Consider the following 19,279-nt stretch of genomic DNA (forward strand, 5'->3'; position numbering starts at 1 on the left):
CAGGTCGCGGGTAGGTCACTGCTTGCGTAGCCACACGCCGCCCAGTGGGGGCAGCGTCACCCTCGCGCTGGCCCGCAGGCCCTGGAGGGGCTGGTCGAGGGCGTGGACCGGCTCGCCGTTGGTGACCCCGGAGCCCGCGTACCGCGCCGCGTCGGTGTTGAGCACTTCGCTCCAGTGACCCGCCTCGGGCAGGGCCAGAGTCCAGTCGTGGCGCACGGTGGGCTGGAAGTTGAACACGCACACCAGGGGTGTGCCCCGGGGTGCGTAGCGCACGAAGGAGTAGACGTTGTCCTCGGCGGCGTCCGCGTCGATCCAGCGGAAGCCCTCCGGCCTGGTGTCCTGGCTCCACAGCGCGGGGTCGTCGAGATAGAGGCGGTTGAGGTCGCGCACCAGATCGCGTACGGCGCGGTGCGGGGCGTGGCGCAGAAGTGACCAGTCCGGGCCGCGCTCGTGGGACCACTCGGTATCCTGGGCGAACTCCTGCCCCATGAAGAGGAGTTGCTTGCCCGGGAAAGCCCACATGAAGGCGAGGAAGGCGCGCAGGTTGGCCAGTTGCTGCCAGCGGTCGCCCGGCATCTTCGTCAGCAGCGACCCCTTGCCGTGCACCACCTCGTCATGGCTGATGGGCAGGGTGTAGTTCTCCGTGTACGCGTACACCATCGGGAAGGTCATGGCGTGGTGGTGGTACTGCCGGTGGATCGGGTCCTGGGCCATGTACGACAGCGAGTCGTGCATCCAGCCCATGTTCCACTTCTGGGTGAAGCCGAGCCCACCGTCATCGGTGGGGCGCGTCACGCCGTCCCAGGCGGTGGACTCCTCGGCGATCGTCACCACCCCCGGGCAGCACCGGGTCACGGTGGCGTTCATCTCCTGCAGGAACTCGACCGCTTCGAGGTTCTCGCGGCCGCCGTAGGCGTTGGGCAGCCACGCGCCGTCGGGGCGGGAGTAGTCGAGGTAGAGCATGGAGGCGACGGCGTCGACGCGCAGGCCGTCGATGTGGAACTCCTCGCACCAGTACACGGCGTTGGCCACCAGGAAGTTGCGTACCTCGTATCGGCCGTGGTCGAAGACGAGGGTCCCCCAGTCGGGGTGCTCGCCGCGGCGCGGATCGGGGTGCTCGTACAGCGCGGTGCCGTCGAAGCGGGCCAGGGCCCAGTCGTCCTTGGGGAAGTGGGCGGGTACCCAGTCGATGATGACGCCGATGCCGGCCCGGTGGAGCGCGTCCACGAGGGCGCGGAAGTCGTCGGGGCTGCCGAGCTTCGCCGAGGGGGCGTAGTAGGAGGACACCTGATAGCCCCACGAGCCGCCGAAGGGGTGTTCGGCCACGGGCATGAACTCGACATGGGTGAAGCCCAGCGCCTTGGCGTAGGCGGGCAGTTCGGTGGCCAGCTCGCGGTAGCCCAGGCCGGGCCGCCAGGAGGCCAGGTGCACTTCGTAGACGCTCATGGGGGCGTGCTCGGCCCGGCTCCCGGCGCGCCGGGCCATCCAGGCGTCGTCGTTCCAGGTGTGACGGGAGTGGAAGACGACGGAGGCCGTGCCGGGCGCGGCCTCGGCCGAGGTGGCGAGGGGGTCCGCCTTCTGAATCCAGCGACCGTCCGGGGTGAGGATCTCGTACTTGTACCGGCAGCCCTCGCCGACGCCGGGGACGAAGAGCTCCCATACTCCACTGGCGCCCAGCGAGCGCATCGGGTGGGCCCGTGCGTCCCAGTGGTTGAAGTCGCCCATCAGGCGCACGGCACGGGCGTTGGGAGCCCACACCGCGAAGGCGGTCCCCGCACAGGCCCCCCAGCGGGTCTCCCGCTCGCCCACGTGGGCTCCGAGCACCTTCCAGAGCTGTTCGTGCCGGCCCTCCCGGATCAGGTGCAGGTCGAGTTCGCCGAGCGTGGGTGCGAAGCGATAGGGGTCGTCGTACGCGTGCACCTGGCTGCCGTAGTGGGCGCGCACCCGGTAGTCGGGGGCCTCGGGGTGGGGCAGTACGGCGGCGAACACTCCCCCGCCCTGGTGGGCGAGTTCGGCCAGCGGCTCGCCGGACGGCAGCGTCAGCCACACCTGATCGGCGAGCGGGCGGAGCACCCTGATCGTGACGCCCTCCGGGGTGGGGTGCGGTCCGAGCAGAGCGTGCGGATCACTGATCTCTCCCGTGGTGAGCCGCTTGAGGTGGGTGGCGGCCAGGGCGCCGGGGCGCTGTGCGGTGGTCACGACTGCGAAGTCCCGTCCGTGAGGATGTGGGCCACTCGGTGGCGGGGGTCGAGACGTACGTAGTTGTCACGGCCCCAGTGGTAGGTCTCGCCCGACAGGGCGTCGCGCGCCGTGAAGTCCTCGGAGCGCTCCATGCCGAGGGCGGGCAGGTCCAGCGTGACGGTGGCCTCGCGTGTCTCGTGCGGGTCGAGGTTGATCACCACGACCACCCAGTCGTCGCTCTCGCCGCCGGTGACGCGTTTGGAGAAGCAGATCACCGCGTCGTTGTCGGTGCGGTGCAGGCGCAGGTTGCGCAGCTGGTGCAGGGCCGGGTGGGCGCGCCGGATGTCGTTGAGCATCCGGATCAGCGGGGCCAGGGAGTCGCCCGCGGTCTCGGCGCCGGCCCAGTCGCGGGGGCGTAGCTGGTACTTCTCGGAGTCCAGGTACTCCTCGCTGCCGGGTCCCAGGGGCACGTTCTCGTACAGTTCGAACCCGGCGTAGACACCCCAGGTGGGTCCGGCTGTCGCGGCGAGTACCGCGCGGGCCGCGAAAGCCGCGCGGCCGCCGTACTGGAGGTAGGCGTTGAGGATGTCGGGGGTGTTCACGAAGAGGTTGGGGCGTAGGTAGGCGGCGCTCTCCTCGCCGTCGAGACCGGCCAGTTCGCGCAGGTAGCTCTCCACCTCCTCCTTGGAGTTGCGCCAGGTGAAGTAGGTGTAGGACTGGTGGAAGCCGACGCGGGCCAGGGCGTGGAGCATGGCGGGCCGGGTGAACGCCTCGGCCAGGAAGAGGACGTCGGGGTCGGTGGCGTGCACCGCGGCGATCAGCCGGTCCCAGAAGGCGACGGGCTTGGTGTGCGGGTTGTCGACGCGGAAGATGCGCACGCCGTGGTCCATCCAGTGCCGCAGGACGCGCAGGCACTCGGTGTGCAGTCCCAGAGGGTCGGCGTCGAAGTCGAGGGGGTAGATGTCCTGGTACTTCTTCGGCGGATTCTCCGCGAAGGCGATCGAGCCGTCGGCCCGCCGGGAGAACCACTCGGGGTGCTCGCCGACCCAGGGGTGGTCGGGTGAGCACTGGAGGGCGAAGTCCAGGGCGATCTCAAGGCCCAGTTCACCGGCGCGCGCCACGAAGTGGTCGAAGTCCTCAAGAGTGCCCAGGTCGGGATGGATGGCGTCGTGCCCGCCCTGGGCCGAGCCGATCGCCCAGGGGGAGCCGGGATCGTGCGGTCCCGCCTCCAGCGTGTTGCCGGCGCCTTTGCGGTGCGTGGTGCCGATGGGGTGGATCGGCGGCAGGTACACCACGTCGAAGCCCATGTCGGCCACACCTTCGAGACGCTTGGCGGCCGTGCGCAGCGTGCCCGGCCGGGGCGGCTGGGGCACCCCGTCGACGGGGGCGGGCACCTCGGCTCCCTCGGAGCGGGGGAAGAACTCGTACCAGGCGCCGTACAGGGCGCGGGGGCGGTCCACACGCAGCGGGAGTTCCGGTGAGCGGGTCAGCAGCCTGCGCAAGGGGTGGGCGGCGATCCGGGCGGTGACGGGAGCCGCGGTGGCGGCGGCGAGGCGCTCCTGGGCGTCCAGACGCTCGTCGCGCAGTGACTGGGCGACGTCCCCCAGGCCGGCCGCCTCGTCGGCCGGGAGCGTGGCGGCCATCTCCTCAAGGAGCCGGGCGCCTTCCTCAAGGACGAGGCCGGTGTCGATTCCGCGGGGAACCTTGATCTCCGCGGTGTGTCGCCAGGTCGCCCACGGGTCGCTCCACGCCTCCACTCGGTAGGTCCACTCGCCTTGCCGTCCGGCGGTGACCCAGGCGGTGTAGCGGTCCGTGCCGGGAGCGACCAGCCGCATGGGGACTCGCCGGCCCGGGTTGCCGTCGGGGTCGGTGAGGACGACACCGGCGCCGACGGCTTCGTGGCCTTCCCGGAAGACCGTGGCGCTGACGGCGAACTCCTCGCCGGGTACGGCGCGGGCGGGGACGCGGCCGCCGGCCGCGTCGTTGATCTGTGGCGCCACGTCCACGATGGGGATACGGCCCACACGTGCTTCGGCGGCCGGGCGCGTCGCGTCGCGCTGCATGGGCTTGCCCTTCATAGGGATCGTGCCTCCTGGGAGGTCGCGGCGGATGGGTCGGCGCGGGGGCGTGCGTCAGCGGCGGATCGCGGTGGTGCCGTTGCTGACGTCGGAGATGATGCGGCGGAACCCCGAGACCAGCGGATGGTGCGGGTAGGCCGTGGCGAAGACCCGTTCGCCCGCCATCTGCGCCATTTCGGGTGCGTAGGGCAGGACGGTGGTGATGCGGGTCTGATAGGCGCTCTCGACTTCGCCGATCATCCGTTCGCTCACGGCGCCCCCGGGGGCCATGTTCACGGCGATGCTCAGGGCACCGAATCCGAGACGGCCGGCCAGGGCCAGGGTCTCCCGGGCGCCCGCGAGGTCCAGTCGGTCGGCCCGGGTGACGACGACGAGGGCGTCGGAACTCGCCATCGCCGTGACCGTCTCGTTGTTGAAGCCGGCGTGCGTGTCGAGCAGGAGAACGTCGAGGGCCAGGGTGTCGATGAGCCGGTCGAAGCCCTCGCGCAGCAGCCCGACGTCGTAGCCGCGGCCCATGATCTCGTTGACTGCGGTGCTCTGACTCCTGGCCGGGACCAGGAAGAACCCGTCGTGTCCGGCGCTCTGGTCGACCGCGTAGGCGGCGTCCTCGATCTCGCAGCGGCCGATGAGGTAGTCGGTCAGTGACCGTCGGGCGGGAATCGTGAGGTCGCCGAAGAGTACGTTCAGTGCCGGAGTCTGGATGTCGGTGTCCACCAGGGCGACGCGCAGGCCCGAGGCGGCCAGCAGCAGGCCGAGGTTGGCGGCCATGCTGGATTTGCCGGTGCCTCCTCGGTAGGAGTGCACCGTGATGATCTGCGACATGTTCTCCACCTGACGGATTGGGGGGTCGGCAGCCTCGCCGCTGAGTGGTCAGTCGGCGGTCGCGGCCGGTGTCTTCCAGTGCACGGCCAGCATGGTGATGTCGTCGGACTGTTCCGCCGTGCCCACGAAGTCACTCAGCGCGCCGTCCATGTGGTCGAGCAGTTCCTCGCTGTGCAGGGTGGCTTCGGTCAGCTGCTCGACGAGGAGGTCCTCACCGAAGAAGCTTCCGGTCCCGGAGCGGGCCTCGGTGACTCCGTCGGTGTAGATGAACAGCGTGTCCCCCGGGCTCATGTGGGCGTAGCCCAGGGAGAAGGTCACGTCGGGCATGACCCCGATCGCGGGTCCCGTCGGTTCGAGCAGTTGCGGTTCACCGCCACTGCCGCTCATCAGGACGGGCGGGTTGTGGCCGCCGTTGATGTACACGAGGTTGCCGGTGACGGGGTCCAGGACGCCGAAGAACATGGTGGCGAAGTAGCCCTGCTTCATGTGGTTGCGGGTCAGATAGCTGTTGGTGCCCACCACCGCGTTCAGCAGCGGCGTGGCCCCGACGACGGGGATGGCCCGGGTGTGTTCGGCTCCGCCCGGGTCCTCCCCCATCAGGTCCGCCGCGATGAGGCTCTGCAGGCCGCTCTGTTCCGCGGTGTGCCGCAGCAAGGAGCGGATGAGCGCCATGAAGAGGGCGGCGCCGACCCCCTTGTCGCACACGTCGGCCACGACGAGCCCCAGGCGGCGCCGGTTGACCAGCTCGAAGACGTCGTAGAAGTCGCCGGCCACCGTGCGCGCGGGCCGGAACCTCACGCGGATGTCCCAGTCGGCGGGGCTCGGCAGGAACTCGGGGAGAAATCCCAGCTGGATCTCCCGGCCTATTTCCAACTCGCGTTCGTAGCTGAGCAGTTCGGCGTGCGCGGCAACCTCTTCGATATTGCGGTTCAGCTCGGCGTGCTGGTGGCAGTCGCGCAGCCGGGCCTCGACCAGGACGGGGTGGAAGGGTGGGAGCAGGTAGTCCGAGCCCGCGCGCACGTGGTCGTCCAGGAGGTGCAGGTCGCGTTCCGCGTAGGCCACCACGGTGGGCTGCTGGCCCTCGTCGGCCAGTCGCCGGGTCACCGACCTGACGGTGTGGGGCGAGAGGGCGGCGTTGGCGAGCAGTGCGGTCACTGCCGGCATCCGGCCGCGCGAGTCGGACAGGACCTCGCCGGGGGTGCGGGTGTGGGCCTCGGCCCCCACCGCGGCCAGCGCCTTGGCCAGCCCCGCCGGTGGCCTCCGGTGTTCGTCCAGTATCAGAACGTTCGTCTGCGCCATCTCCGCCTCGCCTACTCCCCTGCCGGCCGGCGCATCACGAGGGTGCTCACGTTGCGCCCCGCGACCAGCTCGTACTCGAAGACGTCCACTGCTGTGAACGCCAAGAAGACACCCAGGCCACCGATCTCCCGTTGGGCCAGGGGCACGTCGAGCGCCGGCTCGTGCAGGCCCTGGCGCGGGTCGAAGGCGGGGGCGTCGTCCTGGAAGCGGACCCACACATCGCCCGGGTCGATGCCGCCGTCGACGGTGATCTCGCCCGTCTCGCCGCCGTATCCGTGCAGGACGATGTTGGTGGCCAGTTCGTCGGCGGCGAGGCGCAGTCGGTAGAGGGAGCTCTCCGAAAGGCGGGCCCGCCTGCCCAGATCCACCACGAAGTCGGAGACCTGCTCCAGCGCCTCGATCACCGCGGGAACCCGGAGCGCGTTCGCTCGGCCGCTCCGCGACGTCTGAGCGGCGTCCGCGGCCTTGGTGTCGCCCGCGGCCTCGAAGTCGAACGTCATCTCGGTACGTCCCTTCAGGCGTCCACAAGATCGATGCTGCGGTCGAATCCGGCGAGCCTGATGGTGCGGGCCACGAGGTCGGAAGCGCCCACGACGGCGACACGGACGTCCTCGCCCATCTTCTGGCGGGCGAAGACCAGGGAGCGCAGGCCGGCACTGGAGAGGTAGCTGAGCCTCTCGGCCCGGATGACCAGTTCCACGGCGCCGGCGTCGGCGGCCCTGTTGATGGTGTCGTGGAACCAGCCCGCGGTCGCGGCGTCCAGGTCGCCTGTCACCTGGATGGTGGCGACGTTGTCGTTGATCATCATCTGCACGTCGAAAGTCACGATGGTGCTCCTTCGCATCAGCCGGTCGGCGAGTGGACGGCGCGTCCTACGAGGACGACCGCGGAGTGGGGTCCCAGGTGGTAGCGCCCGGGGTACTGAAGCCTCGGTTCCTCGCCCACGCGGTGGGCGCCGGCCCCGGTGTCGGCGAACAGGTGCCAGACCTGATCGCCGGGCAGGTCGGGAAGCTCCAGTTCGTGGGCTTCCCAGTGGGCGTTCACGGCCACGTACACGTGCTCGTCCCGCACGCTGCCGCCCTTGGCGTGCCGGCCGCAGCGCATCAGGGCCAGGACCCTGCCGTGCTCGGCCCAGTCCGGGGTCCAGGCCCGCACGCCGTGCCAGCTGACGTCGGGAAGGCCGCTGCCGACCCGGTCGGTACCCGTGGGGTGTTCGCTGGTGCGCAGTACCGGGTGGGCGTGCCGGAACGCGATCAGCTTCCGGGTGAAGTCCAGCAGTTCCGCGTTGGTCTTCAGCAGGTCCCAGTCGAACCAGGACAGTTCGTTGTCCTGGCAGTAGGTGTTGTTGTTGCCGAGCTGGGTGCGGCCGACCTCGTCACCGGCGAGGATCATCGGGATGCCCTGGCTCATGAGCAGGATCGTCAGCAGGTTCTTCATCTGCCGCATGCGCAGATCGCGGACGTGGGCGAGCGTGCTGGGCCCTTCCTCGCCGCAGTTCCAGCTGTCGTTGTCGTTGGCTCCGTCGTTGTTGTTCTCGCCGTTGGCCTCGTTGTGCTTGCCGTTGTAGGAGACCAGATCGAGGAGGGTGAATCCGTCGTGCGCGGTGACGAAGTTGACCGAGGCGCTGGAGGTACGGCCCTGGTAGAGGTCGGGCGAGCCGGCCATGCGGGTGGCCAGCTCACCGACGAGGCCCGGCTCCCCCTTGACGAAGCGCCGCACGGTGTCGCGGTACTTGCCGTTCCACTCGGACCAGCGGCCGTAGTTGGGGAAATGGCCCACCTGATAGAGGCCGGCCGCGTCCCATGCCTCGGCGATCAGCTTCGTGTGCCGCAAGACCGGGTCGTGCGCGAGCTGTTCGAGCAGCGGCGGGTTGGGCAGCGGCGTGCCGTCCGGGGCGCGGTCGAGGATGGCGGCGAGGTCGAAGCGGAACCCGTCGATGTGGTACTCGGCAACCCAGTGGCGCAGGCAGGAGAGGACGAAGTCCCGTACGACCGGATGGTTGCAGTTGACGGTGTTGCCGGTGCCGCTGAAGTTGTAGTACTCGCCGTGCGGCGTGAGCATGTAGTACGTGGCGTTGTCGAGCCCGCGGAAGGAGATGGTCGGGCCCTGCTCATTGCCCTCGGCCGTGTGGTTGAAGACGACGTCGAGGACCACCTCGATGCCGGCTTTGTGCAACTCCTTGATGAGCGACTTGAACTCGTCGGCCTGCATACCGAAGGGGCCGGTGGCGGCGTAACCCGCTTTGGGGGCGAAGAAGGAGACGGTGTTGTAGCCCCAGTAGTTGTACAGCCGCTCGCCGGTCACCGGATTGACGCGGGGGTTGTCCAGCTCGTCGAACTCGAACACGGGCAGGAGTTCGAGGCAGTTGACGCCCAGCTCCTTGAGGTACGGGATCTTTTCGCGCAGTCCGGCGTACGTGCCCGGCGCCGATACCCCGGAGGAGGGGTGGCGGGTGAACCCGCGCAGGTGCGTCTCGTAGATGACGAGGTCCTCGGCGGCGATGCCCAGGGGCCGGTCGCCGCCCCAGTCGAAGTCGTCGTTGAGCACCTGGGCGCGGTAGTGGTAGACGTTGTCCCAGTCGGGCTCCTGCCCCCACACCTCGCGCCCCGAGATCAGCCGCGCGTAGGGGTCGCTGAGGACCTTGGTGCCGTCGAAGCGGTCGCCGCGGGCGGCGTCGAAGGGGCCCTGGGCACGGAATCCGTACTCCAGGTTCTCCGTGTCGAGCCCGAAGACCGTCATGGCGTACACGCTGCCGATGCGGAACTCGGGCGGGAACTCCAGCTCCGCACTGGGGTGGGTGGCGCCACGCTCGAAGAGCACCAGGCTCATCGAGGTGGCGCCGTCCGAGTAGACGGAGAAGTTGACACCGCCGGCCACCGGGGTCGCGCCGTAGGGGAAGGGCCGGCCTGCCCTGACGCGGTAGGGGCCGATCCGGTGTGTGGGAAAGGCGTCGACGCGCTCTCGGATGTCCTGGGTGCTCATCGGGTCGCACGCTCCAGTTCGGCGTCCAGGTCCTCGGCCACCCGGAAGAAGTCCAGAAAGCCCGTGGCGGACATGACGAAGGAGACCTCCTCGGAGAGACCGACCAGGGTGATCTCGGCAGCCAGCTGCTGGGCGTGGCGGTGCACGATGAGCAGGGTGCGCAGTCCGGCACTGGAGATGTAGGAGATGCCCGTGAGGTCGATCAGTACCGCCGCGCCCTCGGCGATGAGGGGCAGCAGCTCGGCCTGCAGCCCGCCGGAAGTGGTGGAGTTGATCTCACCCTCCAGCGCGACGACCGTGAGACCGGAACGTACGTGTGAGCTGACCTTGACCGTCATCCCTTCACCCCCACGCGGGATTCGCCCTCAAGCCGGACCTTGACCTTGACGCGGCCGGAGGTCTCGGGCAGGCGCACGGTCAGGGCCTGGGCGCTGAAATCGGTGTGCTCGACGCCGTCGATCTCCACGGCCGCGATGCGCACGGAGCCGGCGGGCAGCAGATCGGGGGCGACCCGCAGGACGCGGCCGGGAAGCTGCGCGGGGTCGGGCTTGAACCAGAAGTCCATGGAACTGCCGTCCACCAACAGGTTGTTGTACACCGCCGCCAGGTAGCACAGCTCGGCCGAGTGGTACATCGACATCGAGTGGCTGCCCTTGAGCCGCTCCACGCCCAGGAGGTAGGGCAGGCCGCTGGCCAGCGTGTTGAAGTAGACGGCGCCCTCGTCGTGGTCGAGGAAGAACGCGTTGTAGAACGACTGGGCGTCGCGCGCCTCCGTACGGAAGTCCAGCCGGCCGGTGACCCCGTGCAGGATCAGATAGGCGAGGATGGCCTGCTCCTGCTGCCACCACGCCTTGCGGTCGTGCCAGGTGAAGCGGAAGCGCTCCTCGCCGTCCACCTTGACGCGCTCGACCACGTCGTACCAGCCGCCTCGCTGACGGTCGCTGCCGACCTCGGGCATGGTCTCGCCGAGCGCCACGGCCGTTTGCAGGTAGACGTCCTTGGGGCGCAGGGAGTTCATGCGCATCAGGTTCCAGGCGATCTTCAGGTTGTGGCCGACCACCGCCCGGTTCTGCTGCCAGCCGTGGGTGGTGTCGGGCGTCCAGTCCCGGTGGAACCGTTCCTGCACGAACGGGCTGTTCTTCAGGTCGGGAAAGCGCTCGACGATCGTGTCGAAGGTGTACTCCAGCATGTCGGCGTAGCGCTGCTCGCCGGTGGCCAGGTACAGGTTGATCAGGTAGGCGGGCGCGTGGTCACCGACCGAGTTCCAGTTCTTGCGCGCCTGGTTGGGACCGAGGGAGGCGTGGTCCGGGCTGAGCAGGATCGGGTCGATGTGCGAGAAGTAGCCACCCTCCTGGGCATCCAGGTAGAAGCGGTCGAAGAGCCGGATGGTCGCGTCGGCGTCGGCCTTGATCCGGGGGTCGCCGGTGATCCGGTAGGTCTGCACGGGCCCGGCGAGCGCGTAGATCTGCTCGTAGGCGGGCAGCGCGTCGTAGTCGTCGGAGAACTCGGAGGTGAACAGCTTCGTCTCGACGTCCCCGTCGACCTTGAGGCCGTGGTACCAGTACACGACGTTCTCGTCGGTGTCCACGAACCGCATGTGCTCCCGCAGGTACTCGGTGCCGCGCTCGGCGACCTCCAGGTACTCGTCGTCGCCGGTGAGCAGGAAGGCGGAGGCCATGCCGTAGACGAGCCGCGAGATGGTGTCCGTCTCCTGGACATGGCTGGCCGTCTTGTCGCCGCCGAGGCGGATCTCGGTACGGTAGTCGGTGAAGTCGACGGGTCCGTCCCCGAACTGGGCCTTGCGGTAGAAGCCGGCGATCTCCCTGATCTGCCGGACCCACCAGCCGGTCTCCTCGAAGCGGAAGTCCTGCGGGTCGCGCCCGACGAATATCAGCCGCTTGGCCTCGAACCGCAGTGTCGTGCCGTGCGGGTAGAACACGCCGTACGCGAGGACGAACGCGTCCTGGGTGAGCAGTTCGTCGACATGCCCCGAGGCGTCCTGGTAGGGCTCGCCGAGGTTGTGCAACAGCTCCGCGGAGGGGCCGCCGTCGAGGCTGACGTCGAAGGACCGGCCGTCGGCGGTGATCAGGGTGAAGACCCGGGTGGCGCGGTCGAAACCGGCCACCCGCCCCGCGATGGTGTCGGAGAAGGTGAAGTCGACTTTCCTGGCGGTGTCTTGTGTAGTGGACATGACAGTCACGCCCCTCGCAGTACTAGTTCGTCGATGATGGTCCTGGCGAAGAGATGGCAGTGGTCGCCGGTGCGTGCGGTCACCAGATCCCCGTCGACGACGACGTCCTGGTCCACGTAGTTGGCGCCCATGTTGCGCACGTCACCGAGCAGGTTGTTGTGGCAGACCACCTTGCGTCCGCGCACGACGTACGGGATCGACGAGGCGAGCCACATGCCGTGGCAGATGATCCCCTTGACGACGCCGGACCGGGCGAAGGCCCGGCGCAGCAGGTCCGTCGCGGGGGCGAGCTGCTCAAGGTCCTCGGTGTAGCGCAGCCGGTCGGCCACCATGCCGGAGGGCACGATCAGCGCGCTGTACTCGCGCAGCCGGCGGTCGTCGAGGTCTTCCAGGCTGCGGGTGACGGTCAGGGGCGCGCGGTGCTCGTGCCCGGTGAAGGTGATGGACTTGTTGCCCCACAGCCGGGTGACGAAGTCGACTCGCGCGCCTTCCTCGGCGAAGCGGCGCTGGTAGTAGGCGATCTCGGGCTCGTAGAAGTCGCTCTCCGCCAGGATCGCTACCTTGCGCCCGCTGAGCACGCCGTCACGGGACGGTACGTCAGCCACGTTCAGCTCCTTGGGTGGTGTGCAGGTCGATCAGGAAGGGTTGGTCGTTGGCGAGCATCTGCTTGACCGCGTCAGCGACCTGATGGTGGTCCTCCACGCGCAGGGCCTGGACTCCGAAGCCCTCGGCGATCTGCGTGAATCCCAGCCGGGGGTGGGAGAGGTCGAACGGGGTCGGGTACGCGTGGGGGGCCACGTCGCGCTCCCGCCAGTACTGCTCGATGTTGTTGTCGAGCAGCTTGTAGCTCTGGTTGTTGCAGACGACGAACTTGGCGCCGATGCGGTGCCGCACGGCGGTGTACAGCGCCTGGAAGGTGTACATGGAGCCGCCGTCGCCGGTGAAGCCGATCACGGTCTTGTCCGGGTGCGCCAGCTTGATCCCCATCGCTCCGGGGATGCCGACGCCGAGCGAGCCGCCGCGGGTGGCGAACCAGTGACCCGGCAGGCGACCCGGCAGGTACGCGTTGAGGGCGCCGGACGCCGTCAGCGCCTCGTCGAAGATCATGACGTCGTCCGGGGCCTGCCGCGCCAGCTCCCTCATGAAGGCGTGCAGGAGTGACCCGTCGTCGCTCACCTCGGCCGGCCGCTCGTCGCGGCGCGCCCCGAGACGGTCCGCCGCCGCCGATCGGTCGTGGTCGGACAGGGCGCGCCGCAGGTGCTCGTCCAGTGCGCTCAACGTCTCCTTGGGATCGGCCACCAGGCCCAGGGTGACGGGGTGGTTCTTGGCGATCTCGTAGTCGTCGAGGTCGATGTGGACGATGCGCGCGTCGGCGCTGAAGGGGTCCCCCGTGTCGGGGAAGACTTCGGGGAAGGTGTACGTGCCGACGATCAGGACCACGTCGGCGTCACTGACGGCGGCCGTGCTGACGGCGCCGAACATGTGGCCGAGGTCCCCGCGGTAGAGCGGGTGTGTGACGTCCAGGTTCACCTCGGAGTAGTTGACCCCGTAGATGTCGGCGCCCAGCCGTTCGGCCACCTGGACCAGTTCGCGCTGCGCCTGGGACGCCGCGACGCCGTCGCCCACCAGAACGACGGGCCTTCTGGCGCCCGACAGCAGCCGTGCCGCCTGGCCCAGGAGCGCGTCGGAGGGGGCACTGCGCGTGCTGGGTGCGGCCGTCGGTACGACCTGTTCGGTGTTGAGTGCGTCGAGCACGTCCAGCGGAAGCGCCACGAAGACCGGGCCCATGGGCGGAGTCATGGCGATCTTCATCGCCCGCCGCAGCACCCGCAGCACGGAGCGCGGATCGGTGACGCGCGTGGCGTACTTGGTCACCGGTGTGGCCATGGCCACCAGATCGGCTGCCATCTGGGCGTCCATGGACTCGTACTGGACGCCCGCCTCGCCGGCGATCGTCAGGATGGGCGAGTGACCTCGCTTGGCCTGGTAGAGCATGCCGATGGCATTGCCCAGGCCGACCCCGCTGTGCAACTGCAGGAGCGCGGGCCGGCCTGTGGCACGGGCGTAGCCGTCCGCGATGCCGACTGCGACAGTCTCCTGCAGGGTCAGGATGTACTGGAGGTCGTCGTAGTCCTCCAGCGCGTCCAGGAATCCTTGCTCGACGGTTCCGGGGTTGCCGAACATGAATGGAATTCCGTCGGCGATGAACTGCTCGATGATCGCCGCATTACCCTGCCTGGCCATGTCTGCCTTCTCTCGATTTCGCGACCGTCGCGGCGAATTACCAGCCGAAGCGGCGCAGGCCGTCCTCAAGCACCTCGACGACCTTTTCTCCGGTCAGGTAGGAGTCCGGTGTGGAACGCCCGGTGATGAACGGATAGTCCACGATCACCGAGGTCTCCTTTCCGAAGTTCCCGATGTAGGCACCCTCGGGGCCCGTGGCGTCACGCAGGATGTACTCCAGCGGGTACGGCGGCGGACCGATCACGAAGTCGGTGCCGAGGAAGCCGGTGCCGTCCTTGTAGTCGTACTCCTTGCAGTGGCCCGTGACGTGCTTGCCCCAGATGATCGACTTGCGGTCCTCCCAGTCCCGGGCGAAGGCCAGCGGCGCGACGCCGTAGCACTCGGCCGCGATCGGCTTGTCGGCCCGCAGGAAGGACAGGATGATCTGGTGCACGCGCTCGTTGTTGGCCAGGTCCACGACCGGGCCCGAGCCGCCGACGACGAGCAGCGCGTCGTAGTCGTCCAGTTCCTGGGCCACCACGTCGACCGCCCGGTGGTAGGCCTCCAGCTTGCGCAGGTAGTCGTCGTCCGCGGTGTAGGGACGCTCGGGCAGCCAGCTGGAGATGTCGATCGGGTCGTCCAGACGGGAGGACGCGTCGATCTCCTGGGTCAGCTTCGCCACCTCCTCGGAGGTGACCGAGCGTCCGAGCGGCGGGTCGATGTAGTCGGGGTCCATCGACGGCGGCAGCGCGTGGGCCCGCTTGCCGGTGGGGGTGGCGAACTGCACCTCGTAGCCGCGCTGGTCGAAGTGGTGCAGGGGCCCCACGAGCTCCTCGCCCCAGTAGCCGTACTCCGACAGGATCACGAGGATCTTCTTGGCGTTCTTCCTGGACACGCCGGCTCCTTCAGTTATCGGTTCGGGATGGGCGGCGGGGCGCCGCGCCGCACGGAGGCGGCGCCCGAGCCACCGGGCCAGGGGGATCAGCGGGCCTGGGGGCCGATGATCCAGTTCTCCTTGGCCGCCACGGAGAACACGTACTTCTCGTCGGCGATCTCCTCGCGCGCGGCCTTCACCTGCTCGGTGAAGTAAGGCGAACGCAAGGCTTCCTCAAGGGCGTTCACGTCGTCGAACCACAACTGCTCGACGCTGTCGAAGGCGGCCTCGCCGAAGACGTAGGCACCGTCCACGGTGTGTGCGTGCAGGTAGCGGCGCAGCCCGGGGGTGCCCTTGACGACCGAGGCGTAGGAGTCGAGGGTCTGCTTGCGGTAGTCGTCGAGGGCGAGACCCGGTCGCCGCTTCTGCAGCACGGTGAGCTTGACCCACTCCTGGCCGCGGACCTGCGGCGGGCCGGGAACGATCTCGTGCGCGGTGGTGTCGATCACGATGGTCTGCCAGAACGCCGCCCAGTTGGGCTCGTCGAGACGGGCGCCCTGCAGGAACTCCTCGGTCTGCAGCGAGGCCAGCTGCTCCTCGCCGTTGGCCAGGAAGATCTCGGCGATGCCCTGGTGCGGCAGGGCCGGCTCCCCGAGGTTCCCCTCGACGGCCACGACCGTGTCGACCAGATACTTGCGGATCTGTGGAATCTTGGATGCGTACTGCACCGCGTGGACATTTACCCAGTAGTCCTGGAATTCCTGCGCGGACATGCCCGGCTTGGGCGCCGCCAGAATGAACTGGTGGATCATCGAATTCTCCTTTGGAGGGGCACATTCATCATGTCCAGAGGCCGACGGATAAGCCAAGGAAGCGAAATCGACTTCCTGACCTGTCGACCGCCGGGCACCGGAAGGCTGTCATTCCGATTTATGGCCGGCGAATGGAGGAGGCAGCCGGCACCGGAGGCGGTGCGCGCAGCCGGCCGTCCTGCCGCCGGTACCTGCCGGGAATGCGGGGTGGTGACGCTCGGGCCGCGCGCGCCGGGGACGCGGGTGCGCTGACCGGGACCGGCCGCCACACGGCCGAGTGCCGTGCGGAGGGCCCCGGCGCGGACGAGGAGGGACGTGTCCGCGGTGGCGCCCCGAGCGGAAGAGGGCCCGCGGCCTCAGTCGGCGGCCGGAGTCTCGGCGACCACCGTCAGCCGGGCCGCCCGGTCCAGGCGTCGAACGGCACACCCGCTGCCGCGGGTGGTCACCGTGGGGCCAGGGTCGAGCACACCGGTGGCGGGCACCGCCGAGCCGGCACTTCGCTCGTGGCTCCGCGCCGGGACGTGTGGGGCGGCACCTGACGGGTGCGGCACCCGGCACACCGGGCGGCCGGTGGGTGGTGCGGCGCCGTGCGGGTGGAAGCGAGCCGGCGTCCGCGGGGCTCGCGCCGCCGCGCGGTAGTGAGATGTCTTCCGGGGATCAGAGGGGGCCGCGGTCGATCTGGTGTCGCGGCGATCGTCCGCGTCCGAGGCCCGGGACGGGCAAGCCCCCGGTGCGCACCAGTTGAGGTGCGACGGACCGGCCGGCCGGGCCGTCTCCCGTCGCGACCTCCGTGCCGGGACGGCCTTCGGTGCCCATGGCCCTCGCGTCAGTCCGCGAGCCCGCTGCCCTGCGCGAGCCGACGTACCGCGGCGAGCGGGATGGGCAGCCACGAGGGCCGGTTGCGCGCTTCGTAGAGGGCTTCGTACACCGCCTTGTCGGCTTCCAGCGCGCGAAGCAGCGCGGGGCGCGCGCCGGGGTTCTGGCCGCCCCCCTCGGTGTACCCGGCGCAGAAGGCGTGCCGGCCTTCGGCGGCCCAGGCGGAGGCCCGGCGGGACAGGAGTGCCGCGCGGTAGTCGCTGGACTGGCGGTACAAGGAGGTGGACAGGAGGTCGTCGAGGGCCTGACGGGCCGCGTAGTCGAAGGAGCGCAGCATGGCGGCGACGTCCCGGAACGCGGGCCGCGGGCGCCTGCGCTCCTCGAAGGGGTGTCCGGGCTCGCCCTCGAAGTCGATCAGGACCCATCCCTCGTCGGTGCGCAGCACCTGCCCGAGATGGAGATCCCCGTGGACGCGCTGGACCGGCAGCGGGTTGCCGCGCCTGACCTCTTCGCTCAGGTCCTGGTACGCCCTCTGCAAGCGGCGTGCGTAGGGGGCCAGATCGGGGACCTCGACGCACGCCTCGTGGAGCCGGGCTGTGAGGCTGTCGGTCAGCTCCTGTGCCCCGGCCACGTCGAGGGTGCGGGTGGGCAGTTGCTCGGCGAGCGCCAGGTGGACCCGGGCCGTGGCCTGCCCGAGCGCGAAGGCGTCGTCGAAGAAGCCGCCCAGGGCGGCGCCGTCACCTTGGATGTAGCCCTGCGCCCGCGCCGTGGCAATCTTCCAGCCGTCCCCGTGCGAGGGCACGAACTCCTGGAGGATGCACAGGGTCGTGGGTGGCGCGCCGTCTGCGCCGGCCACCTGGGACCACGCCACCGGCGCCGCACTGGGTACGTCACCGGCTCTGGTGAGTGCGGTCAGCACCTCCAGCTCCGAGTTTGCTCCGGGCAGGATGCGGCGCAGCACCTTGAGCATCAGCCGATCGCCGTAGGCCACCGATGTGTTGGACTGCTCCGCGGTGAGCGGCCGCGCCCGCAGTCCGGTGGGGATGCCGGCCCCGGGCAGGCGGTGGAACTCAAGGGCTCCGCACGGCGTGGCCTCGGCGAACCGGGTCAGCAGCTCCGAGAGCAGTCGCGCGTCGCCGCCGGCCTCGTACAGGAGCAGCTCCCGCCCTTCCGCGGTGCGGCTGCGGCCGATCACGGCGTCGGCGGGCACCTCGGCTGCGACTGCCGGGTCATCGGGCACGACGGCGACGAGCAGCTGGTAACACGCGTCGTCATCGGCGCGGAACACGCTCTGCATCAGGGTCGGCGTCCCGGACCGGACGATCTGTACGAGTTCGGGCCGCACCTGGGGCACGCCGTGGTTCTTGCCCGCGTACCAGCGCCTGGCGGGCAGCCAGCGGGGCAGAAGGCGGCACAGGTCCTCGACGACCCCGCTCAGGTCCCCGGCCGTCAACGTCTCCGGCGACCGGCTCGTCCTGGTCGGCAGGCCACTCGCGCTCACAGGGCGCTCACCTTCACGCCCCGGACCGGCTTCTTCGCCCGGAGAGGTGTCAGCAGACCCGAACCGGCGGGCGCGGTCGGGGCCTTGGCGGGCGAGGCCGACAACACGGTGGCGGCGTGGGCGAGGGACACCATCGTCATGTGGTGGTGCCAGCCCCGGTAGGAGCGGCCCTCGAAGTCACGAATCCCCAGACCGTCGCTCACCTCCTGCAGGTCTCGCTGGACGCGCCGCGAGAGCATGGCCGTCCGGTACACGGTGCCCAGCTGCGACTGCGCGAGGTTCGAGAGCCAGAACTCGCTCGGGGTGCGTCGCGCGGGGTCCGCCCAGGCGGCCAGCAGGGTGAGGTCGAGGCGCTCGGGCCGGCCCGAGCCCACCGGGTTCCCGCGCAGTACGATCCGGGCGGCCCCGACCGAGGTGGCCCGCATGTTCTGGCGGGTGTGATCGAACCATTCCACCGGCATCCGCTGCTTGTGCAGCACTGCGAGCAGTCCGGCCGGGCCCACCCATCCGGCGTCGTGGTCCCCGGCCCCGCCCGGAGCCGGGTCCGGGGCGGGCGGCACCGGTGTGATGGAGGAGGCGTCGACGCGGACGACGAACGGAATCTGCTGGGCCAGCAGTTCGGCGCACACCGACTGGGGTGAGGTCCCTCGCAGGTCCATCACCACCGGCCGGCCACGCAGCCCCCACTCGCGCGTCATCTTGGTCACCGAGTCGACGGCGCACTGCTCGGGCGGGCACGACGCGACATGGGCGGGGATGGACGCGCGGCGGCGCATGTTCTCCTGGTCCGTCCAGCACTCGGGCAGCGCCAGTTGCCAGTCCACCGGGCAGCTGCCGCGGTCTCCGGCCAGCCAGACGCTCGTGGCCTGCTGGCAGTTGACGGCGCGTCCGATCTGCGCGACCCACTGGCGCTCCACACCGACCGAGTGCTGGCCGACCTTCGTGATCACCAGGGGCTGCACCACCCAGGCCCGGGGCTGGACCCGCTCGACGAGCAGACGCGCCAGGTCGCCGCGCACTTGCTCGGCGTCCCACGGCGATTTACTAATGAATTGGTAAAGACTTTGCTCGGCTCCGCTGCCTGCCCCGTTGGCGAGAGCGCGCATGGTTTTCTTCCCGCGGACCGCGAGCAGCCCCCGGACATACACCTCGCCCCAGCGCCGCTGGTCGCTTCGCGGAATGGAGCGCAGCGCAGAGAGCGCCTCAGAGAATTCCTTCGGAGAAACATTTTCGGGAAGCGGCTGCCGTTCTTCTGCGGACACTGTTCTCCCCTCTCCATCCATTACGTATCGCATCCGGTGTGCCATGGGGTCGCGTGAAGTCCGGGAATCGCTCACGCGTGCGGGCATGTCGGAAAGTCGTGTGCCGAGGAAAAGCACGCGCCGGGCCCGGGAGACGTGGCGGTCTCGGGTGGGAAAGCGTGGGGGTGGACGCGGGGCCGCAAGGCGGTGCGGAGCACCTGTCGCGGTCCCGCGTCCCCGCCTGCCGGTGACGGGGGGT

At 69.6% G+C, this 19,279-nt stretch carries 15 protein-coding genes; all 15 read right to left on the minus strand.

What is annotated here, in order from left to right; all coding sequences use genetic code 11:
• Window positions 1-15 precede the first annotated feature (15 nt).
• Entirely contained in the window at window positions 16-2,199 is a 2,184-nt protein-coding gene (gene glgB / locus ACFYMP_RS20100) for a 1,4-alpha-glucan branching protein GlgB (RefSeq protein WP_388859110.1), read from the minus strand.
• Window positions 2,196-4,259: a maltotransferase domain-containing protein gene (locus ACFYMP_RS20105; RefSeq protein ID WP_388859113.1), complete on the minus strand. Its 2,064-nt coding sequence runs from the start codon at window positions 4,257-4,259 to the stop codon at window positions 2,196-2,198. The genes glgB and ACFYMP_RS20105 overlap by 4 nt, the downstream gene beginning before the upstream one ends.
• Window positions 4,260-4,313: 54 nt before the next feature.
• The gene (locus tag ACFYMP_RS20110; protein ID WP_388859116.1) at window positions 4,314-5,081 is read right to left on the minus strand and encodes a MinD/ParA family protein; all 768 of its coding nucleotides are present in this window, start codon (window positions 5,079-5,081) and stop codon (window positions 4,314-4,316) included.
• 48 nt (window positions 5,082-5,129) lie between these two features.
• Window positions 5,130-6,380 (minus strand): PP2C family protein-serine/threonine phosphatase, encoded by a 1,251-nt coding sequence (locus ACFYMP_RS20115; RefSeq protein ID WP_388859119.1) that lies wholly within the window; start codon window positions 6,378-6,380, stop codon window positions 5,130-5,132.
• 11 nt (window positions 6,381-6,391) lie between these two features.
• Window positions 6,392-6,880: an ATP-binding protein gene (locus ACFYMP_RS20120; RefSeq protein WP_388859123.1), complete on the minus strand. Its 489-nt coding sequence runs from the start codon at window positions 6,878-6,880 to the stop codon at window positions 6,392-6,394.
• A gap of 14 nt (window positions 6,881-6,894) precedes the next feature.
• On the minus strand, window positions 6,895-7,206 hold the full coding sequence (locus ACFYMP_RS20125) for an anti-sigma factor antagonist (protein ID WP_388859126.1): 312 nt from the start codon (window positions 7,204-7,206) through the stop codon (window positions 6,895-6,897).
• Window positions 7,207-7,223: 17 nt separating this feature from the next.
• Entirely contained in the window at window positions 7,224-9,362 is a 2,139-nt protein-coding gene (gene glgX / locus ACFYMP_RS20130) for a glycogen debranching protein GlgX (protein ID WP_388859129.1), read from the minus strand.
• Window positions 9,359-9,700, minus strand: a complete 342-nt coding sequence (locus ACFYMP_RS20135) for an STAS domain-containing protein (protein WP_388859132.1) — start codon at window positions 9,698-9,700, stop codon at window positions 9,359-9,361. Before ACFYMP_RS20135 ends, glgX begins: the two co-directional genes overlap by 4 nt.
• Window positions 9,697-11,553, minus strand: a complete 1,857-nt coding sequence (locus tag ACFYMP_RS20140) for an AGE family epimerase/isomerase (protein ID WP_388859135.1) — start codon at window positions 11,551-11,553, stop codon at window positions 9,697-9,699. The genes ACFYMP_RS20135 and ACFYMP_RS20140 overlap by 4 nt, the downstream gene beginning before the upstream one ends.
• A gap of 5 nt (window positions 11,554-11,558) precedes the next feature.
• Window positions 11,559-12,158 carry a DJ-1/PfpI family protein gene (locus ACFYMP_RS20145; RefSeq protein WP_388859138.1) on the minus strand — a complete coding sequence of 200 codons (600 nt, stop codon included), beginning with the start codon at window positions 12,156-12,158 and terminating at the stop codon, window positions 11,559-11,561.
• Window positions 12,151-13,797, minus strand: a complete 1,647-nt coding sequence (locus tag ACFYMP_RS20150) for a thiamine pyrophosphate-binding protein (RefSeq protein WP_388859141.1) — start codon at window positions 13,795-13,797, stop codon at window positions 12,151-12,153. The genes ACFYMP_RS20145 and ACFYMP_RS20150 overlap by 8 nt, the downstream gene beginning before the upstream one ends.
• A gap of 37 nt (window positions 13,798-13,834) precedes the next feature.
• Window positions 13,835-14,671, minus strand: coding sequence for a type 1 glutamine amidotransferase domain-containing protein (locus ACFYMP_RS20155; protein ID WP_388859143.1), 837 nt, complete (start codon window positions 14,669-14,671; stop codon window positions 13,835-13,837).
• An 86-nt stretch (window positions 14,672-14,757) separates the two neighbouring features.
• Window positions 14,758-15,462 (minus strand): EthD domain-containing protein, encoded by a 705-nt coding sequence (locus ACFYMP_RS20160; protein ID WP_388859146.1) that lies wholly within the window; start codon window positions 15,460-15,462, stop codon window positions 14,758-14,760.
• 826 nt (window positions 15,463-16,288) lie between these two features.
• Window positions 16,289-17,779 carry a phosphotransferase gene (locus ACFYMP_RS20165; protein WP_388859148.1) on the minus strand — a complete coding sequence of 497 codons (1,491 nt, stop codon included), beginning with the start codon at window positions 17,777-17,779 and terminating at the stop codon, window positions 16,289-16,291.
• A complete protein-coding gene (locus tag ACFYMP_RS20170) occupies window positions 17,776-19,128 on the minus strand; it encodes an IS701 family transposase (RefSeq protein ID WP_388859151.1) in 1,353 nt (450 codons plus the stop codon). The genes ACFYMP_RS20165 and ACFYMP_RS20170 overlap by 4 nt, the downstream gene beginning before the upstream one ends.
• Window positions 19,129-19,279 lie beyond the last annotated feature (151 nt).

Origin of the sequence: Streptomyces sp. NPDC007088 (genome assembly GCF_042869355.1) — a bacterium.
Classification (GTDB): domain Bacteria; phylum Actinomycetota; class Actinomycetes; order Streptomycetales; family Streptomycetaceae; genus Streptomyces.

Coding starts and splice junctions, on each gene's coding strand:
- ACFYMP_RS20135 (WP_388859132.1), bottom strand. CDS start 9,700: ATGACGGTCAAGGTCAGCTCACACGTACGTTCCGGTCTCACGGTCGTC.
- ACFYMP_RS20160 (WP_388859146.1), bottom strand. CDS start 15,462: ATGATCCACCAGTTCATTCTGGCGGCGCCCAAGCCGGGCATGTCCGCG.
- ACFYMP_RS20115 (WP_388859119.1), bottom strand. CDS start 6,380: ATGGCGCAGACGAACGTTCTGATACTGGACGAACACCGGAGGCCACCG.
- ACFYMP_RS20105 (WP_388859113.1), bottom strand. CDS start 4,259: ATGAAGGGCAAGCCCATGCAGCGCGACGCGACGCGCCCGGCCGCCGAA.
- ACFYMP_RS20150 (WP_388859141.1), bottom strand. CDS start 13,797: ATGGCCAGGCAGGGTAATGCGGCGATCATCGAGCAGTTCATCGCCGAC.
- ACFYMP_RS20110 (WP_388859116.1), bottom strand. CDS start 5,081: ATGTCGCAGATCATCACGGTGCACTCCTACCGAGGAGGCACCGGCAAA.
- ACFYMP_RS20120 (WP_388859123.1), bottom strand. CDS start 6,880: ATGACGTTCGACTTCGAGGCCGCGGGCGACACCAAGGCCGCGGACGCC.
- glgX (WP_388859129.1), bottom strand. CDS start 9,362: ATGAGCACCCAGGACATCCGAGAGCGCGTCGACGCCTTTCCCACACAC.
- ACFYMP_RS20170 (WP_388859151.1), bottom strand. CDS start 19,128: ATGCCCGCACGCGTGAGCGATTCCCGGACTTCACGCGACCCCATGGCA.
- ACFYMP_RS20140 (WP_388859135.1), bottom strand. CDS start 11,553: ATGTCCACTACACAAGACACCGCCAGGAAAGTCGACTTCACCTTCTCC.